The 19,962-nt window shown below is 51.9% G+C and carries 18 protein-coding genes; 6 read left to right on the top strand and 12 right to left on the bottom strand.

The genetic code is table 11. The features are described from left to right. Window positions 1-229: 229 nt before the first annotated feature. Window positions 230-1,549 (top strand): tyrosine-type recombinase/integrase, encoded by a 1,320-nt coding sequence (locus ACKPVM_RS17660; protein WP_409311120.1) that lies wholly within the window; start codon window positions 230-232, stop codon window positions 1,547-1,549. A gap of 71 nt (window positions 1,550-1,620) precedes the next feature. Here ACKPVM_RS17660 and darG read toward each other — a convergent pair whose 3' ends face one another. The 12 genes from darG to ACKPVM_RS17600 form a co-directional block, all read right to left on the bottom strand. Next, a complete protein-coding gene (gene darG, locus ACKPVM_RS17655; protein WP_233991321.1) occupies window positions 1,621-2,670 on the bottom strand; it encodes a type II toxin-antitoxin system antitoxin DNA ADP-ribosyl glycohydrolase DarG in 1,050 nt (349 codons plus the stop codon). Window positions 2,671-2,683: 13 nt separating this feature from the next. Next, on the bottom strand, window positions 2,684-3,331 hold the full coding sequence (gene darT / locus ACKPVM_RS17650; protein WP_039308186.1) for a type II toxin-antitoxin system toxin DNA ADP-ribosyl transferase DarT: 648 nt from the start codon (window positions 3,329-3,331) through the stop codon (window positions 2,684-2,686). A 104-nt stretch (window positions 3,332-3,435) separates the two neighbouring features. Beyond that, a complete protein-coding gene (locus ACKPVM_RS17645) occupies window positions 3,436-4,269 on the bottom strand; it encodes a DUF4942 domain-containing protein (RefSeq protein WP_409311119.1) in 834 nt (277 codons plus the stop codon). A 117-nt stretch (window positions 4,270-4,386) separates the two neighbouring features. Then, complete coding sequence (locus tag ACKPVM_RS17640) at window positions 4,387-4,707, bottom strand: TA system toxin CbtA family protein (RefSeq protein ID WP_409311118.1); 321 nt, start codon at window positions 4,705-4,707, stop codon at window positions 4,387-4,389. Window positions 4,708-4,776: 69 nt separating this feature from the next. Further along, the gene (locus ACKPVM_RS17635; RefSeq protein WP_409311117.1) at window positions 4,777-5,112 is read right to left on the bottom strand and encodes a type IV toxin-antitoxin system YeeU family antitoxin; all 336 of its coding nucleotides are present in this window, start codon (window positions 5,110-5,112) and stop codon (window positions 4,777-4,779) included. Between the two features lie 39 nt (window positions 5,113-5,151). After that, complete coding sequence (gene radC / locus ACKPVM_RS17630) at window positions 5,152-5,625, bottom strand: RadC family protein (RefSeq protein ID WP_409311116.1); 474 nt, start codon at window positions 5,623-5,625, stop codon at window positions 5,152-5,154. A gap of 87 nt (window positions 5,626-5,712) precedes the next feature. After that, window positions 5,713-5,946: a membrane protein gene (locus tag ACKPVM_RS17625; protein WP_039308199.1), complete on the bottom strand. Its 234-nt coding sequence runs from the start codon at window positions 5,944-5,946 to the stop codon at window positions 5,713-5,715. 17 nt (window positions 5,947-5,963) lie between these two features. After that, a complete protein-coding gene (locus ACKPVM_RS17620; RefSeq protein ID WP_409311115.1) occupies window positions 5,964-6,437 on the bottom strand; it encodes a YfjT/YkfB family phage-associated protein in 474 nt (157 codons plus the stop codon). Window positions 6,438-6,472: 35 nt separating this feature from the next. Next, window positions 6,473-7,045, bottom strand: coding sequence for a hypothetical protein (locus ACKPVM_RS17615; protein ID WP_409311114.1), 573 nt, complete (start codon window positions 7,043-7,045; stop codon window positions 6,473-6,475). A gap of 206 nt (window positions 7,046-7,251) precedes the next feature. Further along, entirely contained in the window at window positions 7,252-7,950 is a 699-nt protein-coding gene (locus ACKPVM_RS17610; RefSeq protein ID WP_409311113.1) for a DeoR family transcriptional regulator, read from the bottom strand. A 225-nt stretch (window positions 7,951-8,175) separates the two neighbouring features. Then, window positions 8,176-8,997 (bottom strand): DUF932 domain-containing protein, encoded by an 822-nt coding sequence (locus ACKPVM_RS17605; protein ID WP_409311112.1) that lies wholly within the window; start codon window positions 8,995-8,997, stop codon window positions 8,176-8,178. A gap of 85 nt (window positions 8,998-9,082) precedes the next feature. After that, complete coding sequence (locus ACKPVM_RS17600; RefSeq protein ID WP_409311111.1) at window positions 9,083-9,946, bottom strand: GTPase family protein; 864 nt, start codon at window positions 9,944-9,946, stop codon at window positions 9,083-9,085. A gap of 473 nt (window positions 9,947-10,419) precedes the next feature. Between ACKPVM_RS17600 and ACKPVM_RS17595 the strand changes: the two genes are divergently transcribed. The 5 genes from ACKPVM_RS17595 (at window position 10,420) to ACKPVM_RS17575 (ending at window position 19,956) form a co-directional block, all read left to right on the top strand. Then, complete coding sequence (locus tag ACKPVM_RS17595) at window positions 10,420-11,292, top strand: helix-turn-helix transcriptional regulator (RefSeq protein WP_498044285.1); 873 nt, start codon at window positions 10,420-10,422, stop codon at window positions 11,290-11,292. After that, the gene (locus tag ACKPVM_RS17590; protein ID WP_409311109.1) at window positions 11,292-14,570 is read left to right on the top strand and encodes a helicase-related protein; all 3,279 of its coding nucleotides are present in this window, start codon (window positions 11,292-11,294) and stop codon (window positions 14,568-14,570) included. Before ACKPVM_RS17595 ends, ACKPVM_RS17590 begins: the two co-directional genes overlap by 1 nt. Further along, window positions 14,567-15,268: a DUF4391 domain-containing protein gene (locus tag ACKPVM_RS17585; protein WP_409311108.1), complete on the top strand. Its 702-nt coding sequence runs from the start codon at window positions 14,567-14,569 to the stop codon at window positions 15,266-15,268. Before ACKPVM_RS17590 ends, ACKPVM_RS17585 begins: the two co-directional genes overlap by 4 nt. Next, entirely contained in the window at window positions 15,265-17,970 is a 2,706-nt protein-coding gene (locus ACKPVM_RS17580; RefSeq protein ID WP_409311107.1) for an ATP-binding domain-containing protein, read from the top strand. The genes ACKPVM_RS17585 and ACKPVM_RS17580 overlap by 4 nt, the downstream gene beginning before the upstream one ends. Before the next feature lie 75 nt (window positions 17,971-18,045). Beyond that, window positions 18,046-19,956, top strand: a complete 1,911-nt coding sequence (locus ACKPVM_RS17575; RefSeq protein ID WP_130997205.1) for a site-specific DNA-methyltransferase — start codon at window positions 18,046-18,048, stop codon at window positions 19,954-19,956. Window positions 19,957-19,962: the final 6 nt, after the last annotated feature.

Below are 19,962 nucleotides of genomic sequence, written 5' to 3'. Positions count from 1 at the left end.
AGACGTTAAAATAGGTAGGATGGTGCGATAATAGGAGTCGAACCTACGACCTTCGCATTACGAACTCAATAAACTGATGTTTCCCTCTGTTTCCCCCTCTAAAATATTGATGTTTTATTTTTTAAAATCAAATAATTAATCAATAGTTAGGTTTCCACTCGTTCGCTGCCGTTTCCCCTGATATCATGCTAACTGTGTACCCGAGAGTGTACCCCGAAAAGGACCCATTATGGCAATCATCATCACTCAGGATCGGCAGTTAGCTTCCCTTTCAGTCACTGAAGAAGAAAAAGAAAATGTTGTCTCAGTTAAATCAAAAGCGGGCGGGGGCCTCTACATTCGTGTTCGCCATGGCAGCGAAAGTAAAAGCTGGATTTATCGTTACAGGATCGCACAAAAGCAAATCAAGCTGACATTGGGTAGCTACCCGGCTATGGGGCTGGCTCAGGCTCGCCAAGCCCATGCTGAAGCCGCTGAGTTAGTAAAAAAAGGCATTGACCCTCGTTACGCCAGAAAAAATGAGAAACAGCAAAACGAGCAAATGCCAATATTCGCTGACTTGTGGCAAAACTGGTTGGCATTCAGAACAGAGAGCAAACCCATCAGCACTCGTACCATTGCCGACTATGAAGGCACCTATCGCCGCCATCTCGAAAAGGCTTTGGGTAATATGCGCGTTAACGATCTTTCACGTTCAGTCATTTTCGAGCATCTCAGTCGCGTGAGAAAGGACAGTGCAGAAGGGGTTCGCAAAGGGTTAATCATCCTGAATCTGACCCTTGATCATGCCACGTTGCAAGGGCTCATTGAGCACAACCCCGCTCGTTTGCTCAAACCTGCCATGTTTGGTGCATCAATGGGTAAACCGCGTGAACGTTGGTTACCGCAAGATGAGCTTCACATGCTTTGGCAAGTGCTGAATGAAGCCTCTATTGGCGGAGGTTCTGTTGCTGCGGGTGGTCGCGGGATCGCATCCAGCGTGGTGATGTCATTATCCGTTGCGAATGCACTTCGCCTGATCATATTCACGGGTGTTCGTCGGTCAGAAGCAGCAGAAATGCGTTGGGATCAAATTAACGGCGACCGTTGGGCTATTCCTGCTACAAAAAATGGCAAAAGCCATATTGTCACACTACATCCCCACGCCCTATCCCTCATTCAAGAACAGCGCGTCATCACTGAAGGCGCGTATGTTTTCGGCTCCACCAGCAAGCCTGGATTTCCTATAACCGGTGATGCCCTCACACGTGCTCTGGAGCGTGTGAGATCTAAATATCTTGCGGAACTTGCGCCCTTCTCTCCTCATGACTTACGTCGCAGCGTGGCCACGGGCTGTGCGGAATATTTGGACGCACCAGAACGCCTGATTGAGCTTCTGCTGAACCACGTTCCTAAAGATCGATTAATTCGGACTTATCAAGTTGGGCAACAAGCGGACAAACTGAAAAAGCTATTTCTACGCTGGGGTGATTTTATTCAACAGGAAATCATTAACCCATCGGTATCGATGCCAGATAATGTCGTTAAAGTTCAGTTTGGCGGCAAGTAACAAATAATGACGCATGGCTCTTAGTCTCCAGAACAGCAAGAGCCATGCAAGTATTTAAGCAAAAACTAAACCTAAGCAACGCTTGAAGTTAACCACCCTTTGCGATGCAATGTATCTACCGCTAAAGATATCTGACGCGGTGTGAACTGCCGCTTTCTCTCATTCCAGGCATAGATAAAATCAGTAACATCTTCAGGGGACGTCAGCGATTCATATTGCATTGTCCAGTGAACCGTTGAAAGTAGTTCCAGACCAAAAGGCGACTCAAAACCCTCCACCAAATCCGAGACTTTCTGAAAACGGCGGTAAGTCTCTTCCTGCTGCTCAAGAAACGTTTTTGCCTCTTCTGCCACGCCGGGAACCAGCGAGAGCTGCTTATCAGGCATATCGCCGCCATCTGAATACCCAGAGATCATGTGCCCTTCAATCGCGTTAAGCACATGCCGAAGGTTTTCCGCATAAGGCCCATAATGCGCTTTCTGGTATTTAAGGCGTAACGGTTCTCCAGATTCTTGCATGAAATACATCAGTTTATGTAATTCGAGCAAAGAGATGAACGGATCTAACAATCCATTAAGATAACGCTGCATCAGTTCAACCAGCGCGGCTCGCCCTGCCGTCATCTTTGGCACTTCTGTTTTATGTACCATACGTTCCGATGACGGTGCACCGTTGGGATCGTAAATCGCAATTTGTACGGACTCAAGCGGTTGAACGGCAGACTCAATCAGGGGCTTAACATCTTGCCAGTCCAGACCGCCTAAGCCACTCCCCAATGGGGGGATGGCAATAGAACGAATATCATATTGTCGGATCACAGCAACCAGATCGTCCAACCCGGCAACGATATCTTCAAGGCGACTTTTTCCTTTCCAGTGGCGTTTGGTCGGAAAATTAATGATATAACGCGGGTTGGTTAACTGTCCGGTCTCAAAGACGAACATTTTGCCAGGCACCACTTGTTCTGCTTTGCAAGAGGCCGCATAAGCTTTGAAGTTATCCGGGTAGGCATTTTTAAATTGCAATGCAATGCCCCGGCCCATTACGCCGACGCAATTGACGGTATTGATGATGGCCTCAGTCTCGGCCTGGAGGATGTCGCCCTGTCTGTATTCAATCATTATGAAATCCTCATCAGTAGTACCATTCTCGTTTCACCTCAACAGGAGGACGATGCCCGCCAAGCGGGATAATGTTAGCAACCTGCTGATAAATCAAAGGTGAATGAACACCGATGCGCTCAATTAAATGCCAAGGGAAACAGCGCTCAATCAAAAACTCAGCCTGTTTCGCCTCTTTAGTTCCATTACCACCGCTCCACTGATTACTTTGTATCGCGTCCCAGTTCAGCTCTCCAAGCTGGGATTGTTGACAACGATCTTCGAAATAAAGTGAACCGGCATTGGATAACGTAAACGCCCAACGTTGGTGATGTTGCTCTGCCCATGCCATGGTTGCATAGAGATCAGCTTCAAGATGCAAAATAGGCTCCTGACCACCACGGTATGCCAACTCTGGATGATTGGACCTGTATATCAGGTATAGCATGACAGAGCGGGGACAAAAATAAAAAGGTACGCATTGTCCCACATACAGATTGGGATGGTTTGTGAGCGTCAACTCATGGAGCCGACGCTGTTTAATGCTACTCATGCCTATCATTGTACCGGCACCATGACGAACCGAGATTTGCTCGTCAGACAACAACCCTTCGGCAATGATCGAATGGAGTCGATCAATGTGAAGGATGTGGTAAATCTTGGGACGTTCAGGGATCGGCATACAAACCAGCTCCTTTTAGCAATCCAATGCTAATCTGTCGCAATAATAACAAATTTTGGGGGAGGAAATAGGCATGAATACCACGCTTACCAGGAAGGAAGTGACTACCGTTCGGCCAACATCCCCGGATAATGTTTGGCAATAATGTCATTCATCTGATCGATCAAATCAGGGCGTTTAAAAGTGAGATGCCCAGTACCTTTCTGAAAGTAACGAACGCTGAAGAACTCATCCTCGTATTCCTGCTGATGTGGATTATCGCGGATATGGTCCATCAGACGAATGGTGACATCGCCCCGGTTATCGGGGATCGGTTTACCATCCAGCAGATAGAACATACGCTCTAGATCGGCCAGTTGATCGCGTCTCCAGCCCCAGTTCAGACCAAAGCCCCAACGGTTGTATGTCACCAGATTGCTGATAATAATTTTCTTGCCAAAGTAACAAGGATGATTGGTTTTGTAATCCCACGACAGACCTTTGAATACATTGATCACCCCGCGCTCGAAGACCTCTTGTTTACTCTGATGAAGTAGCTCAAAGGTGCTGAGGATATTGGCTTCGCTGATGATTGGTAGCTCCCCCTCATCGAGATTTTTATGCCACTGGCTACGTGCTTCGGCATCCATCAGCGACAGCATGCCGGATTTCAGCATCAGGTCGCGCCAAATATTGCGATCCAACGTGCGGGTGATGGCGGGCATCGCCTTGTCAGGCATTTCCGTTAACCAGCAGTCGTAGCGATGCCCTTGCTTCAGCCCCCAGTCCTCAGCGGTGCCGCCGCCAATAGTCGCCGTTAACGTTGAGATCGCCCCTAGCTGGTTGAGGATCTGTTCTATCTGTTGCAGCGCGGTATCACGTCCAGTGACGATACGTTCGATATTGGTCGAGCAAATCAGCTCGGTGTGTTCGGTCAAAACCTCGGGTTCAGTTTGCATAGTTTGTGGTCCATACATAAAAGCAAATGCGCCAGCCGGTAAGGGCTGGCGCATTATGCATCGGGGAGAGAGATAAATAGGTTTGGTGTGGTGTTACTGGAAAACAGCTCGGGATCTTTATGCCTTAAGTAAGCCCGTTGCACGTCTGGCGCGAAGGATATCGACAGTCGTGAGAAACGGTGATTGCTCCTGCCAGTTAAAGCCGTTGCGATCGATGCGTACCAGTTCGTAACGCTCTACCAGAAAATTCACCGCATTGACCAACGTGATGCCAGCATCGATATGCTCCTGAATCACATTTTCCTCGCAGAACGGTGTGTCATTCAGCGTGAGTCCATAGTGCTTTTCCAGTAGATAGGTCAGAAGTTGCTGCCAGACGGCTATGGGGTGCGGGCAGGATTGATCCTCCCGTAACGGGATTGCAGGTGTTGTTTGCATGAGAATATTCTCTTCAGATTAAGTCGATAAAATCAGGGAAACATTCAGAATGGGGAGAGAAGCAGCGGATTATTGTGTTGCCGCTGAAGAGGGATAAATAGCAATATACACGTAGCCAAAACTGCCCAGCGTATCGGCTTCACAGGTCCACTTGTTGCAATGCAGCGTGATGCAACCCTGCTGGCGGGGATTCAGTTCACCCGTGCGTAGCTTCTGCTCCAACAGCTTAATCAGCTCAGGGAAGCAACATTCCAGACTTTGGGCTTCTGTTTTGCTAAACGTACCGACAATGCTGGCCCGATCTGACAGATAATGAAGATAGTGACCTTCCTGAACCAGCCTGGCTCCGAACTGTGGAGTAACGGCACGTTTTAGTCCCCATTCCGGGGTATCCGATGATGGCATGATGGTTTCCTTATAAAAATGCGGTAATAAATGCGGTCATCACAACCAGCCACGTTCAGCAAACGACACCACGTCAGCGCCGCCGATAACCAGATGATCGAGGACTCTGACGTCGAGTTGTGACAGTGATTCCTTCAGCTTGTCGGTGATATGGCGGTCAGCCTGACTGGGCTCGGCACAGCAGGAAGGATGATTGTGTGCCAGTATCACGGCGGCGGCGTTATGACGCAGTGAGGCTTTGAGGATTTCACGCGGATGCACTTCAGTGCTATTGATGCCGCCCAGCGCGATAACTTCCTTTTCTATCAGGCGATGTTGGTTGTCCAGATACAGCACCATAAACACCTCACGCTCCAAGTTGCTGAGTTCCAACATTAACCAGCTTTTGGTGTCCTCAGAGGTTTTGAACTGTCGCGCATTTTTACGCACGCGCTTTTCCAGCAGGCACAGCGCCATCTGGATGATGCGTTGTTCTCGGGTCTGCATGGGTGGGGAAGATAAAAGGGATGACATGATATTGATTCCTTAATAAATAAAACGCCCCCGCTGCATAAGCAACAGGGGCAGGAATGGACTAACGTTGAGTAGTTAACGCTATGACTAACGTCGGGAAAACCAGCGCAGTACTTTGGCAAACACCGTTACACCGATAAACAGCCCTATCGGGATACCCAGAAACGGTGTCAGCGCCACGCTGGCGACGCCTGCGGTTCCGCTGCCAGTTAGCAACCCTGCAACGGTGGCGATAACCAGCCCAATAAGACTGTCCGAAATGCCGGTTTTACTTAAGACAATGACAACCACGACAATAACGATGATGGCAATAATGGGCATGGCGTTATCTCTCCCGATTATTCCCGGTGTGTCGTGGCACACGACGAGATATCAGCCAGCACCTTCTGCACGTTCTTTTGCCTGGGCTCCCAGGCACCCACATGCCGGTCATTGAGATAAACGTCGAACTGCGTTGCGCGGCCAATTGCTTCAATAAACGCGAACCAGGCATTATCCGCATTGCGCCACCCCAGCGAGGACGGAATACCGTACTGCTGGTCATCGATAACGACGACGATATACGCCTCAGTGGAAAAATGGGAATCAACACCTTGACCATTCACGGGCGACAGCGCCACGCTGTGTTGTAGCGTGTTGTCCTCGTCAGGGTTGCCGGTACAGTTAACGGTAAAGACACTGCCTGCAGTATTGGCTATCCGATATTCGGTGACACCCTGACCAGAATCGGCGCTCCACAGGTTCGGTACAGCCTGTGCAGATAACGGCAACAACAGTGCGCCTGCAAGCAGAAGTGAAGGAATGTGTTTCATGCGGGTTCCTCTGTATGGATGGACACGTCTCAGGGTTAGTAGCCGTAACGGCGGTGGTGCTCTTTGTTGAAGCCATCTGCCAGCCATTTACCCAGTTTCTGCTCCTGTTCACGTTTCTGTGCCTTAATTTCCGCCATCTTTTTCTGGTCGATACACTTTTCTGGAATGCTCAGCAATAACGTCGGCTGCTCGGGCTTACCGTCGGCAAAATTAGCGTTGAAGTAAGTCTTTTTGTCGGTAATTTCATAGGTACAGTTGCTGGTTTTGTTACCACGATAGGTGACCTCCAGGTCACCGGGTGATTGTGACCGCGTATTTACTTTCACCAGGGAAAGGGTTTTGGCCTTTTTATTCGCCAGAAACAGAGGACCGGAGCCATCTCTGACAAAAAACTGCTCAGTCCAGGGGTAGTTAAAAATCGCTCTGCCTTTGTATATTCGGCGGCCTAGCTCGTCGTCACTTATCCCATCCGTGTTGGTCCAGCCAAGTGCTTTTAAGGAGAACCAGTTAACCTGAGTGGGGAACTCGGTTGCTGAGTGCGCGGAGAAAGTGGTCAACAGCCCGATTATCAGCCATCCCCGTTTGCCCGGAAGGTATGTAAACATCATCGTATCCTTTATGTTGAAGTCATTATGAAAATCGTCCAGGCTGAACGGTGTCTGCCCGTGACGTCTCGTGTGGTCCTTCACTGAACTGTCCGGTAATGGCCTCTGTGTGCCGCTACCGGTACTGTCCTTCTTTATCTGTCTTTCTTTATCTGTCTTTCTTTATCTGTCTTTCTGGTTTTCTCTGGTGTTGGCATCGCGTCCCTGACTTATGTGGTCGGAGACGTACCGAAAGTGGTCAGTACGTTGTGAATAAAGCGAAAATGCGGCAATGCCGTGATGAAGCTGGATTGCGTGGTCAGGTGGCAGATATCATCGCGGCGCTGGAATGACTCGGTGGACACCGTCACGCCGTGAATCTCATGCAGCGGCAGGACCAGAAGATGCCCCAGCGATTCGGCCACCAGATACCATTCGCCGTACAGGCAGATAAGCCGGTAAGGCGATAACCCGTCATAGCGCTGACCATCGGCCAGAACCGTGACACGTAGCTGTTCACCAATTGCCCGGGTCAGACGGTAAAAATGCCCCGGCAGTGTCGGTGTACCACGCAAGGGTGGATGCCAGACCAGACAGGGCGCGTCCTCGCCGCTGTCCAACAGGGTATTAACCAGTCGGTTATCCAGACCGGGAAACACACTGCCCATCCCGGTCTGCCGGACAAACATCAACACATCCTGCTCATGCCGTGCCGGGTTGTGGTGCTCCGGCAAACGGCAAAGGCCGTTACGGTATTCCAGGTCGAGATACATCAGCCGTTCACGAAAGTCCCGTCGCAAGGTACGGGTAGAGACGCCGAACTCTGCCGCCAGTTTTCTGACGCTCAGCGTTTCGCCCGCCAGTAATCGGCTGATTATCAATGACAGCCTGACGGCCAGCCGGTCATATCGGCGGTCAGCCTGTGTCATGGTGCAGCCTCCTGAGGCAGTTAACGGAATGAAAGTCCTGTGATTACTTTAAAGAGGGGCGTGGTCAGGGTATGGACACTGTGAAAAATATTTTTATTTTCAGTAAGAAAGCCGGTGGGATGCGGCCTGAGGGGCGATTGAGGTAAACAGGCTATGGGGGCAAATGCTAACGGTTGGACATACCCTGTCCAGGTGGTTACAGAGTGATAACACATGGCCCATCACTCACTGGCATGTCGCCAGCATGGTTTCTGCCATCACCCACAGAGCACGATTGAGTTTGATATCGCCATCAATCCCCTTGACGGCTCGTGTCCGGGCCTGCTTTCCCTGCACGGAGCGACCGGTCAACCCGCCTTTTATCAGGTTCTCCTGTACCCGTTGATAGGTGGTCCACAGGTCGTTGGATTCATCCTGCCAGCGGCGTGGAGCCAGTATCTGCGCTGCTGTGACCGGCTGGTGGTCTTCGCCAAAGCGGTAGGTCAGTGCCGCCTTCGCCAGCGCTACCTGAGCCGGTGGCGGCAACAACAGTGACTGCATGGCATCCCGCTTCTCATCGATACGTTTAAAGGTGTCCAGCACGTCATAAGCCCCTTCAATCACTCGCCCAACCACATCGCCTTTGTGTGGCACACGAACCTCACCCAACGATTCACCACAAATCAGCCCGTTCTGACACACACTGCGAAACAGCCCGGGCAGCATCTGATACGAGCTTGAGCCGTCATGGCTGTTCAGTAGAATAATTTCCGGCACCTGTCGGCCGGTGATTTGTCCCTCCCGGCGCAGACGTAGCATATGTTTGGTGTGCTCGCGTTTACCGATATCCCTGACGCGGGTCTGGCAGGCAAAGAAGGGCTGGAACCCTTCACGCTGAAGACTATCCAGCAGGGTAATGGTCGGGATACAGGTGTAGCGTTCACTGCGCGACGCATGCTTGTCCTCACTAAACACACTGGGGACCACGCGGAACAGTTCATCGCGTGTTAACGGTCGGTCACGGCGGATAACATTGGCAGCACCAAAGCGGGAAGCTAAACGAACCATAGGAATGTCCTCAGAAAAAGAATAAACAAAAGCCCTGGCGCAAAAGCGACAGGACCAAGGGAACAACGGATAAAGAGCTAAGTATTCAGAAGAAGAAATTCCAGATGGCACGTGCGACCGATACCACGGTGTCACGTACAGCCTGAATAATTGTCCGAACTGGGCTCGGTATCAGCGGCATGGAACTTACTGTATCCAGTACCGAACCGACCATTTCACCAAAATCGTCACAGGCTTTTTTATTAACGGCATCGGTACGAAGCTGAGCACTGAGCTGTACCACCACCGGGCTGCTCGCCTCGCGCGGCAGGCAACGAATCATCCGCTCAGCCATCACCCGCAGCCCCCAATGCAAACGAGCTGATACGGCACACACTGGATGCACTGGCTGAAACAGCTCATCTAACAGGCAGATTTTGCGGCTGATATTCTGCTTCTGCTCCGTGGACAGTGTATTGCCGCCGCATGTGGGCTCAGCTTTATCTGACTGGCTAATAACAAATAGCACCTTATGCCGATAATCCTCACCTATCACCTGACGGTAAAAATGTTCATCCACGGCCAAAGCCCGGTCATCAGCCTTAATTAGCCATAGCACCAGGTCGAGACGGGGAATCTCCTGACGGTACAGCGTGGCATATTCCGCATCACGGCTTCCGCTTTCCCCAACACCAGGCAGATCCACAATTGTCATAAAGCGATCACCAACTTGCAGGCGAAAGCGCAAAGGTTCACGGGTGCAGGCCGCGACATCGCTGACTGGCGATACTTCGCCGACAAACAAAGCGTTGCAAAGGCTACTCTTTCCCGCCCCGGTTTTACCCATAATACCGATCACAGGTTCGTAGTCGGTTAACTGGTTTATTTGCTGCAGAATCCGCTCTGATGCCCACTGTGGCAGGCCAGAAAGCGATTGCCGAAACGACTTCAAACCTTCAGAATTGTTCATTGCTACTCCTCTGAAAAATAATACAAAAACGGCAGAATCGTGAGATTCTGCCGTTGATCAGGTATGTTCAGAAGAATGATATATATCTGAAAATAATTTGAATTAAGGTAAGCGTTAAGTCACTGCGCCTTTGATCCCGCTCCCTGAGTAGTTAGGTTATCTTGGCCCCCTCCTCCGCAAACCAGATCAGTGGATAAGAGCAAATTGCCCGAGGGGCATTGGGCATTGGGCATTGGGCATTGGGCAGCAAGGTTTTATAGTTGGCTAGCATCAATCTAACGATATAGAAACATCAGCCAATATGATGACTGTCTATGTTTGAGACATCATTTCTTGCTGTTACATAAGTATTATTGCATGATTATCATCAATTTGATTACAACCATGGCACTTTATGGATTACCGTATTCAATTTTCATTTTCCCATATAGTGATGATTCATGCCTAGTTTCCCTTCTAAGCGGCTTGAGGACTTGAGTCTGGTCCAGCGCGAGCGGCTGGCCTACATCGATTTTCGGCTCTACTTCTTCGGTGAGATCGGTCGCCCAGATCTGATTGAACGCTTCGGTGTAGCTCCGGCAGGGGCGACACGCGATTTGGCTTTGTACCGGGAAATCGCGCCGCATAACATCACCTTCGATGGTAGCAACAAGATCTATCGCATCGGGCATGAGTTCTCCCCGTTGTTCAAGCACGCATCGCAGCGCATTCTGTCGGCGCTGGCTCTAGGCTTTGGCGATGGCGTGAACGGCTCAATGCAGGCGCTGCTACCATGTGAATCCCCCGCAGCCCTGTGCATCCCCAAGATGGATGTGTTAGCAGCGATTTGCCGAGCCATCCACGCCAAGCGACCTGTCGCCATCCGCTACCACTCGATGAGCGGCGGCGAGTCCGAGCGGGTAATTGTGCCCTTTGCCTTGGTTGATACCGGCCTACGCTGGCACGTCCGGTCCTTTGATCGCAAGAGTAGAGAGTTTCGGGATTTCGTCGTTACCCGCATCGAAGCACCAACATTGCTCGACGAAGAGCCACAGGACAACGAACGACAGGATAACGACATCCAGTGGACGCGCATCGTCGAGCTGGATTTCGTGCCGCACCCAAGCGTTGAGCGGCCCGATATTATCAAGATGGACTACGGGATGACAGACGGTTCGATCAGAATGCGCGTTCGCGCTGCGGTGGTGGGCTATATGTTGCAGCGCTGGCGGGTAGACTGCTCACCCGATCATTGCCTTCGCGGACCGGAGTACCGGTTATGGCTCAAAGATCATCTCGCAATTTACGGCGTAAAAAATGCCTTACTGGCACCAGGCTATAGCGCCACTAAGAAGGCTGACTATTAATGGAACTGATCGACAATATCAACCGTCTGCTCGGAGACGACCTAAAGCAGACGCTCAAACCTGGTGCTAGCCTGAAGATCGCCGCCTCCTGCTTTTCGATGTACGCGTTCGAAGCGCTCAAAGCAGAGCTGGAAAAAATCGACGAGCTGCAATTCATCTTTACCTCGCCGACGTTTACCGCTAACGAGGTTACCGACAAGATTCGCAAGGAACGCAGAGAATTCCACATACCGAAGGCTGACCGCGAACGGAGCTTGTACGGGAGTGAGTTCGAAATTCATCTGCGTAACAAACTGACCCAGCGCGCAATTGCAAAAGAGTGCGCGGACTGGATGCGGCGCAAGGCAACATTCAAGTCCAATCGCAGCAAGGCACCGATGCAGCAGTTTACTTGCATTCAGGCTGCTGCCGCAGATACTGCCTACATGCCACTGCACGGCTTTACCGCCGTCGATCTCGGCTACCAGCAGGGCAACGCTGTCTCCAACTTTGTCAACAAGATGGACGAGCCGACGTTTACGGCGACCTACCTCAGTCTGTTTAACCAGATCTGGCAAGACCCCGAGAAGCTGGAGGATGTAACGGCGCAGATCTGCGACCACATTGCGTCCGTCTACCAGGAAAACTCGCCCGAGAGCATCTACTTCCTGATGCTCTACAATATCTTCAATGAGTTTCTGGACGACATCAACGAGGATGTCCTGCCGAACGACCGCACGGGCTATCAAGATACGCTCATCTGGAACAAACTCTTCAATTACCAGAAAGATGCTGCCACCGGGATCATCAACAAACTTGAGAACTACAGCGGCTGCATCTTGGCCGACAGCGTAGGCTTGGGCAAGACTTTCACCGCGCTGGCCGTGATTAAGTATTACGAACTGCGCAACAAGTCAGTTCTGGTGTTATGCCCCAAGAAGCTGGCGGACAACTGGCTGAACTACAGCCGTAACCTCAAGACCAACATATTTGCTCGCGACCGGTTCAACTACGACGTGCTTTGTCATACCGACCTCAGCCGTACGAGCGGTGAGTCGTTCGGCACACCGCTGAATCGCATCAACTGGGGCAACTACGACCTCGTCGTCATCGACGAGTCGCACAACTTCCGCAACAATGACGCCTATAAGGACAAGGAGACCCGCTACCAGAAGCTGATGAACAAGGTCATCAAGGAGGGCGTGAAAACCAAGGTGCTGATGCTTTCGGCTACCCCGGTGAACAACCGCTTCAATGACCTGCGCAACCAACTGGCACTGGCCTACGAAGGTGATTCCGAAAACCTCAACAAGAAGCTGCGTACCGGCAAGACGGTAGAGGACATTTTCCGTGGTGCGCAGGCCAGCTTCAATGCATGGGCAAAGCTTCCACCGGAAGAGCGCACAGCGCGAGCCATCCTGGACTCGTTGGACTTCGACTTCTTCGAATTGCTCGACAGCGTCACCATCGCACGCTCGCGCAAGCATATCCAGACTTTCTACGACACCAAGGAAATAGGCCAATTCCCCGAGCGCCGCAAACCCTTGTCGTTCCACTGTCCGCTCACGCAGCGAACAGATGTGATGAGCTTCAACGAGATCTTCGAGCAACTGTCTTTGCTCAAGCTCGCCGTTTATGCCCCGATCAGCTACATCCTGCCCAGTCGACTCAAGAAGTACGAGGAGATGTATGACACTCAGATCGCAGGGAAAGGCAAGCTTAAGCAAGTCGACCGCGAAAAGAGCCTGCAGGCATTGATGACGACCAACCTGCTCAAGCGCCTGGAAAGCTCAATTGAGTCCTTCCGCTTGACGCTCCAGTCCCTGCGCGCGAACCACACGAATACGTTAGCCAAGATCAGCACTTTCAATCAGACTGGCGACCTCGGTGGCATTGACAGCAGAATCAATGACCTGACCGACCAGTTAGAAAACCTCGAAGCGGACGATGACTTGCATAACATTGGCGACAGCGAGATTGGCGGCAAGGTCAAAATCAGCCTCGCCGATATGGACTTGCCTTCTTGGGAGCACGAGCTGAAGGTCGATCTGGAAATCATTGATGCCTTGCTGACGTCGATGAACAAGATCACGGCTGCCGATGATGCCAAACTGCAGCATCTCAAGACACTGGTTCTGAAGAAGATCGCAGCACCGCTGAATCCTGGCAACAAGAAGGTGCTGATCTTCACCGCCTTCGCCGACACCGCTGACTATCTGTATGCCAATTTGGCTCCGGAATTGCTTGCCACACAGACCTTGCACAGTGCGAAAGTCACCGGCAAAGGGGCGCCGAAGAGCACGCTCAAGAATAACTATGACTTCCAGGAACTGCTCACCCTCTTCTCGCCACACTCGAAGGAGAAAGCGATCGTGCTGCCAAATGAGGCGGCAGAGATAGATTTGTTGATCGGCACCGATTGTATCTCTGAAGGCCAGAACCTGCAGGACTGCGACTACCTCATCAACTACGACATCCACTGGAATCCCGTGCGCATCATCCAGCGCTTCGGCCGTGTGGATCGCATCGGCTCACCCAACAGCAGCATCCAACTGGTTAACTACTGGCCAGACATCTCGCTCGACGAATACATCAACCTGAAGGAACGGGTTGAGAGCCGAATGATGATTGCCGATGTCACAGCCACCGGTGACGACAATGTGCTGAGCGCCCAAGCCAACGATGTGTCTTATCGCAAAGAGCAATTGCGACGTCTGCAAGAGGAAGTGATTGAGCTGGAAGACCTGAAAACCGGAGTGTCAATTACTGATCTAGGGCTCAATGACTTCCGAATGGACTTGCTCAACTATGTGAAGGTCAATGGCGAATTGAGCAACGTGCCAAGCGGGATGCACGCCGTAGTGCCTGCCAAGCCGGAGATGGGCCTACGCCCGGGTGTGATCTTCACGCTACGCAACCGGAATCCAAGTGTCAACGTCAGTCAGCACAATCGCCTGCACCCTTATTACCTCGTCTACATTAATCGCGAGGGGGAAGTCATTCACGATCACACCGAAGTCAAACGTTTGCTGGATCTGGTTCGCACCTGCTCCAAGGGACAAACCCAGCCTATTACAGATGCCTGTCTCCTGTTCAATAAGGAAACGGCCGATGGCCGCAAGATGCAGATGTATTCGGACCTGCTTGGTAAGGCCATCCGCTCAATGATCGAGGTGAAGGAAGAGAAGGATTTGGACAGCCTCTTCTGCAGCGGAAAGACCACCGCGTTGGTCAATACTATCGTCGGACTGGACGACTTCGAACTGATTACCTTCCTCGTGATTCAGGAGGCCGGATGAGTCAGTCTGCGCGATTTGAGTCGAATACCGCGTTCATCAACTATCCGAAGCAGGCTGTCTTTGCTCGTACCCTGCCAAAGAATAAGATCTACGAACACAGCGGCGCCAATACAAGGCTGAAGGACTTGTTCGTCGAGCAGGTGGAGCAGATCGTCTGGCAATACAAGTTGGCTCCAGAAACGATCAACCTGCCCGCCAGGCCGGGAGTACCAGAGCTTCAGATTTTCTCAATCCAGCTCAAGACATCGGAGCTGAATCTGGACGTTTTGCGTTGCATCGATGGCGCGGTGCAGTTTCCCATCATCTTCGAGCTGAGCTTTAATGGCCGAACAAAGGTGATCGCTGCATACAAAAGACCGAATGAGTCAGACGCCAGCCGTTGGGTCATGAGTGACTACTTTACGACAGCCTGGTTGCCGAGTGACTGTGAGCGCGCCGCCATGCCTTTAGCTCTCGACCTGGGCGGCTTGTATGAGCAGACGCTTCACCGCCTAATCCCCATGCCTGCGCGCCCACGAGAAAGTCTCGCGGACTTGGTCGCACGTGTCGAACTTGTTGCAGCCAAGCAGCGTGAGGTTGAGAAAGCTGCCAGTAGACTTGCCAAAGAAAAGCAATTCAACCGCAAAGTAGAGATCAACGCGCATTTGCGGCAGCTTAAAAAAGAACTTGAAGAATTGACCGGGAGTGAGAGTGCATGACACAGAGCTTGAATGATGAGTCAAGGATACACATCGAGCAGATCGCTGGTGAAGCGTTGGCGCAACTCGAAAGCATCGCTGAAACCGCTAGGGGCAAACTGCACGATGGGCGGACATTGGGCTCAGAAGCGTTGGCAAGTATCAATACGATGACGTCTAGCTCGGCTATTCAGAATCTAGGTCAGATTAGCCAAGTGAATAGAGAGAGCTATCAGACCTTGGCATCTGAGCCAGCTATTGCTCGTGTCGTTGCTGAGGACGACACAGGAAATCGACAGACGTTCTATATCTGTCGGGCAATTCCTTTAACAGGATTTATCAATCACACTAGTTATCGAACAGAAAAAGGACGACTTGCATCCCTACCTGTTGGAGCAGAGCTGGAGCTCAAAGATGGCAGTTATTTAACCGTCATTGAGCGAGCACATCTCCGCCCCAATGCGCTTGCCGATGGGTGGGACTCTCGTGACACCGTCGTTGAAGCCGAGCATTTTGGGCCGTTCACCATCGAGTCGCTGCGTGCGCTGCTGACCGAGGTCGCGGGAGAAGAAGTCACCGAAGACATTCTTGCCCAATTGCTGGCCGAGGAGTCAGTCAAGGCCAACATCATCGACGGCGTTCGCCGCAGCGTCATCACCAAGATGGGACTGCGTGATCAGCCTATCCTCGATCAATATCAAGATGAGATTTTCCGTCGCCCTATCGACAATCGTCTTTTGATCCTGGGCCCGCCAGGTACAGGCAAGACGACCACCCTGATCCGCCGTCTCGGCCAAAAACTCGACACCGCCTACCTGGATGAAGGTGAACAACGTCTGGTTGAAACAATCGCTTCAACCCAAGGCATTGCGCACGCCAACAGCTGGCTGATGTTTACGCCCACGGAATTGCTCAAGCAGTACCTCAAGGAGGCTTTTGCGCGTGAAGGTGTTCCCGCCTCGGATCAGCGCATCAGAACGTGGCAAGACTATCGACGCGAGCTGGCCCGAAACGCATTCGGCGTCCTCAGAACGGCTTCAGGTGGAGGTACCTTCGTCCTGAAAGACGGACTGACCAACCTGACCAATGCCGCACTAGAGCTCCCCATTCAATGGTTTGAAGATTTCGATGCATGGCAGCGCAAGGCCTACGTGCAGGAGCTGCGTGAAGCCGCAGCACAGCTCCACGATGCCAAAGCTCCCGAAGCCCTAAGTCTTGGTGCACGACTGCAAGACATCTTGTCGCAGGCGGCCGATGGTGCAATGGTGGCGATGTTTGGCTCGCTGGCGGTAGAGATTGTCAAGGTGCAGACACTCGTCAGTAGCCTGAAGGAAGGCTCGGACGCCAAGATCAAAGGTGCACTCAACCTGCAGCTCAACCGCAACCGAGCTTTTCTGGATGAGTTGGCCAGCGTGATCGACAGCCTGCAACAAGCGCAAGCGACTGAAACGGACGACCAGGATGACCCAGATGCCGATGAAGACGAAGACTCCACGGTATCATCTCGCACACGCTATGTCGCCGCACTCAATGCCTACATGCAAGCGGTACGCGCCCAAGCTCGGGCGGCAGCATCCAAACGCACAGTCAGCAAAGCCTCTCGCAACGGCAAGATCATCGAGTGGTTGGGGGATCGTGGCTTGACAGAAGCGGATCGCGTTGAGGTGGGAGCCAGCCTTCTGGTGCAGGCTGGTGCACGCCGCTTCGTTAATCCGGTGAAGCGCTACCTCGACGGCATCCCGAAGCGCTACCGTGCATTCAGGCGCGAACGCCAACCGGCAAACATCTGGTATCGTCACGAAGACTTTGAGGCGCGCGACATCCATCCCTTGGAGTTGGACATCGTACTGCTCGCGATCTTGCGCGCCGCAGGCGACTTGCTCAGTCGGCCCAACGTTCAGCGCGACATTAATAGCCCCGCCTGGTCATCGCTCCAGCCCATACTGGGGCATTACTGCAACCAGATCCTGGTGGATGAAGCCACAGACTTCTCACCTATCCAGCTCGCGAGCATGGCGGCGCTGGCGCATCCACGACTGCGCTCATTCTTTGCCTGTGGTGACTTTAATCAGCGCTTGACCACCTGGGGTGCACGCACTGTCGACGACTTGAAGTGGGTCTTTGAAGATTTCGACATCAAGGAGATCACGGTCTCCTACCGACAGAGCAAGCAACTGAACGATCTGGCACGCGACATGATCCACGCCGTCGGTGGTACCGAGCAAAACACCAGCTTGCCTGCGCATATGGACAGCATGGGCGTTGCGCCAGCCTTGTTGGAGCACGCGACCAACGCAGAAACCATTGTCGGTTGGCTGGCAGATCGCATTCGCGAGATTGAGCGCTTTGTCGGTCAGTTCCCATCCACCGCCATTTTTGTGAACACCGAGGACGATGTCGCTCCGGTGGCCGACGCATTGAACGCCACTCTGGCCGATCACAACATCCAGGTCATCGCCTGCCGAGAGGGCCAGGCAGTGGGGCAGGAAAGCAACGTGCGCGTGTTCGACATCCAGCACATCAAAGGCCTTGAGTTCGAGGCGGTATTCTTTGTCAGCATTGACCAGCTCGCCAGGCTGCACCCGGCGCTGTTCGACAAATACCTGTACGTCGGCACCACCCGCGCGGCCACCTACTTGGGCGTGACCTGCCAGGGCAGCTTGCCATCCGCCATCGAAAGTCTGCGCCCGCACTTTTGCCAGGACTGGCAACAAGGCGACTGAACATACCAATACGAATTTGAATTGTGAGCCGCCATGCTTTTTCCATAAAAAGCATGACGACAAGAGGAAAAGAACATGGAAAAGCTAAAAATGCATTCACCCAATCTCACGCAGGACAACATCGCCCGCATTCGCGATCTGTTTCCTGGCTGCATCACCGAAGCCAAGGGCGAGGACGGCAGCGTGAAGTTGGCAGTGGATTTCGACCAGTTGCGGCAAGAGTTGGCCGAGTCAATTGTGGAAGGTCCACAGGAACGCTACCACCTGAACTGGCCGGGCAAGCGTGAAGCCTTGCTTACGGCCAACGCGCCGATTGCCAAGACCTTGCGGCCTTGCCGCGAAGAAAGCGTGGACTTCGATACGACGAAGAACCTTTTTATCGAAGGCGATAATCTTGATGCTCTGAAGCTTTTGCAGGAAACCTATCTTGGCAAGGTCAAGATGATCTTCATCGACCCGCCGTACAACACGGGGAATGATTTTATCTACGAGGATAACTTTTCTTCAAATGCAGGCGAGTATTTGCTTCGTTCCAATCAAGTTGACGCAGAAGGCAATCGTCTAGTTGCAAACCCTGCAACCAATGGACGATACCATTCCGACTGGTTAAGCATGATGTATCCAAGACTGAGGGTCATGGCGAATCTTCTTGCGGATGATGGATTGCTTGCGGTGTCTATCAATGACAAGGAGGTCTTCCAGATTGGTAAATTGCTGGACGAAATCTTTGGCTATTCGAATAGACTTGCTTGCGCACCGTGGCTTTCTGAAGCAAGTGGTGGAAAAGAAAAAACCGGATTGCGGACTGGTCACGAATACTTGCTTATCTATTTCAGAACAACATCTGAAAGTGTTTCCCAGGACGAGAGATCTACTGGAGCACTCAATCTGAGTGACAAAAACGGCCCGTACAGAAAGGGCCGAGAATTAATGAAATGGGGCGGAACATCTCTGCGTTCAGATAGACCAAATCAGTTCTATGGACTTCGGTGCCCAACTGGTGAATACGTTGATCCGTATAGAAATGATGGGAAAGAGGGACACTGGCGTTGGGGGAAAGATAATCCCAACATCTTGCTTGCACAGACAGACCCCGATTTTTTCCATTGGGAAAAGCGTCCATTCGACAACGGAATATTGGTTAACGGGGCAGACGAGAGATGGGTTCCGTATGAAAAAATCCGGGACGTAAAGAAATCCGTTGGCTGGAGTACTTGGCTAGACAAATTTGGTTCCAATGCAGACGGAACAAGGGAATTGAAAGAACTATTCGGCTCTAAGGTATTTGATACGCCAAAACCAACTCAACTCATCAAATGGTTTCTTTCCTTGCATGGGGATGATGAAGGGATCGTTTTAGACTTCTTCTCCGGCTCATCCGCAACAGCAGATGCGGTTATGCAGTTAAACGCAGAAGATCAAGGACGTCGCCGGTTCATAATGGTACAGTTGCCCGAGTCGTGTAATGAAGATTCTGAAGCGTTTAAAGCAGGCTACAAAACCATTTCCGACATGAGCAAGGATCGTATTCGACGCGCGGGAAAGAAGGTAAGCGAAGCCAATCAGCAAGTGGACGTTGGATTCCGTTCACTGAAGATTGATACGTCCAACATGGCAGATGTCTACTACACACCGGATTCACTCAATAAAGGCCAAATTGACCTATTGATCGGAAATATCAAACCCGACCGCACGCCCGAAGACCTGCTGTTCCAAGTGATGCTGGATTGGGGTGTCGACCTAGCCCTGCCCATCAACATACAGTCTATTCAAGGTAAAGATGTGTTCTTTGTCGATGGCAATGCGCTGGCCGCCTGCTTCGACGCCAGCGGCAGCATCGACGAAATGTTTGTGAAAGAACTGGCCAAGCATCAGCCGCTGCGCGTGGTGTTCCGCGATGCGGGCTACAAGAACAGCGCGGTCAAGATCAACGTTGAGCAGATTTTCAAGCTCTTGTCGCCCATCACCGAAGTGAAATGTATCTGAGGGCGC

Origin of the sequence: Pectobacterium hainanensis, from assembly GCF_046237015.1 — a bacterium.
GTDB lineage: Bacteria > Pseudomonadota > Gammaproteobacteria > Enterobacterales > Enterobacteriaceae > JBJYIN01.
Note: the sequence above shows the minus strand (reverse complement) of the source record. Positions and strands in the feature narration are given on the sequence as shown.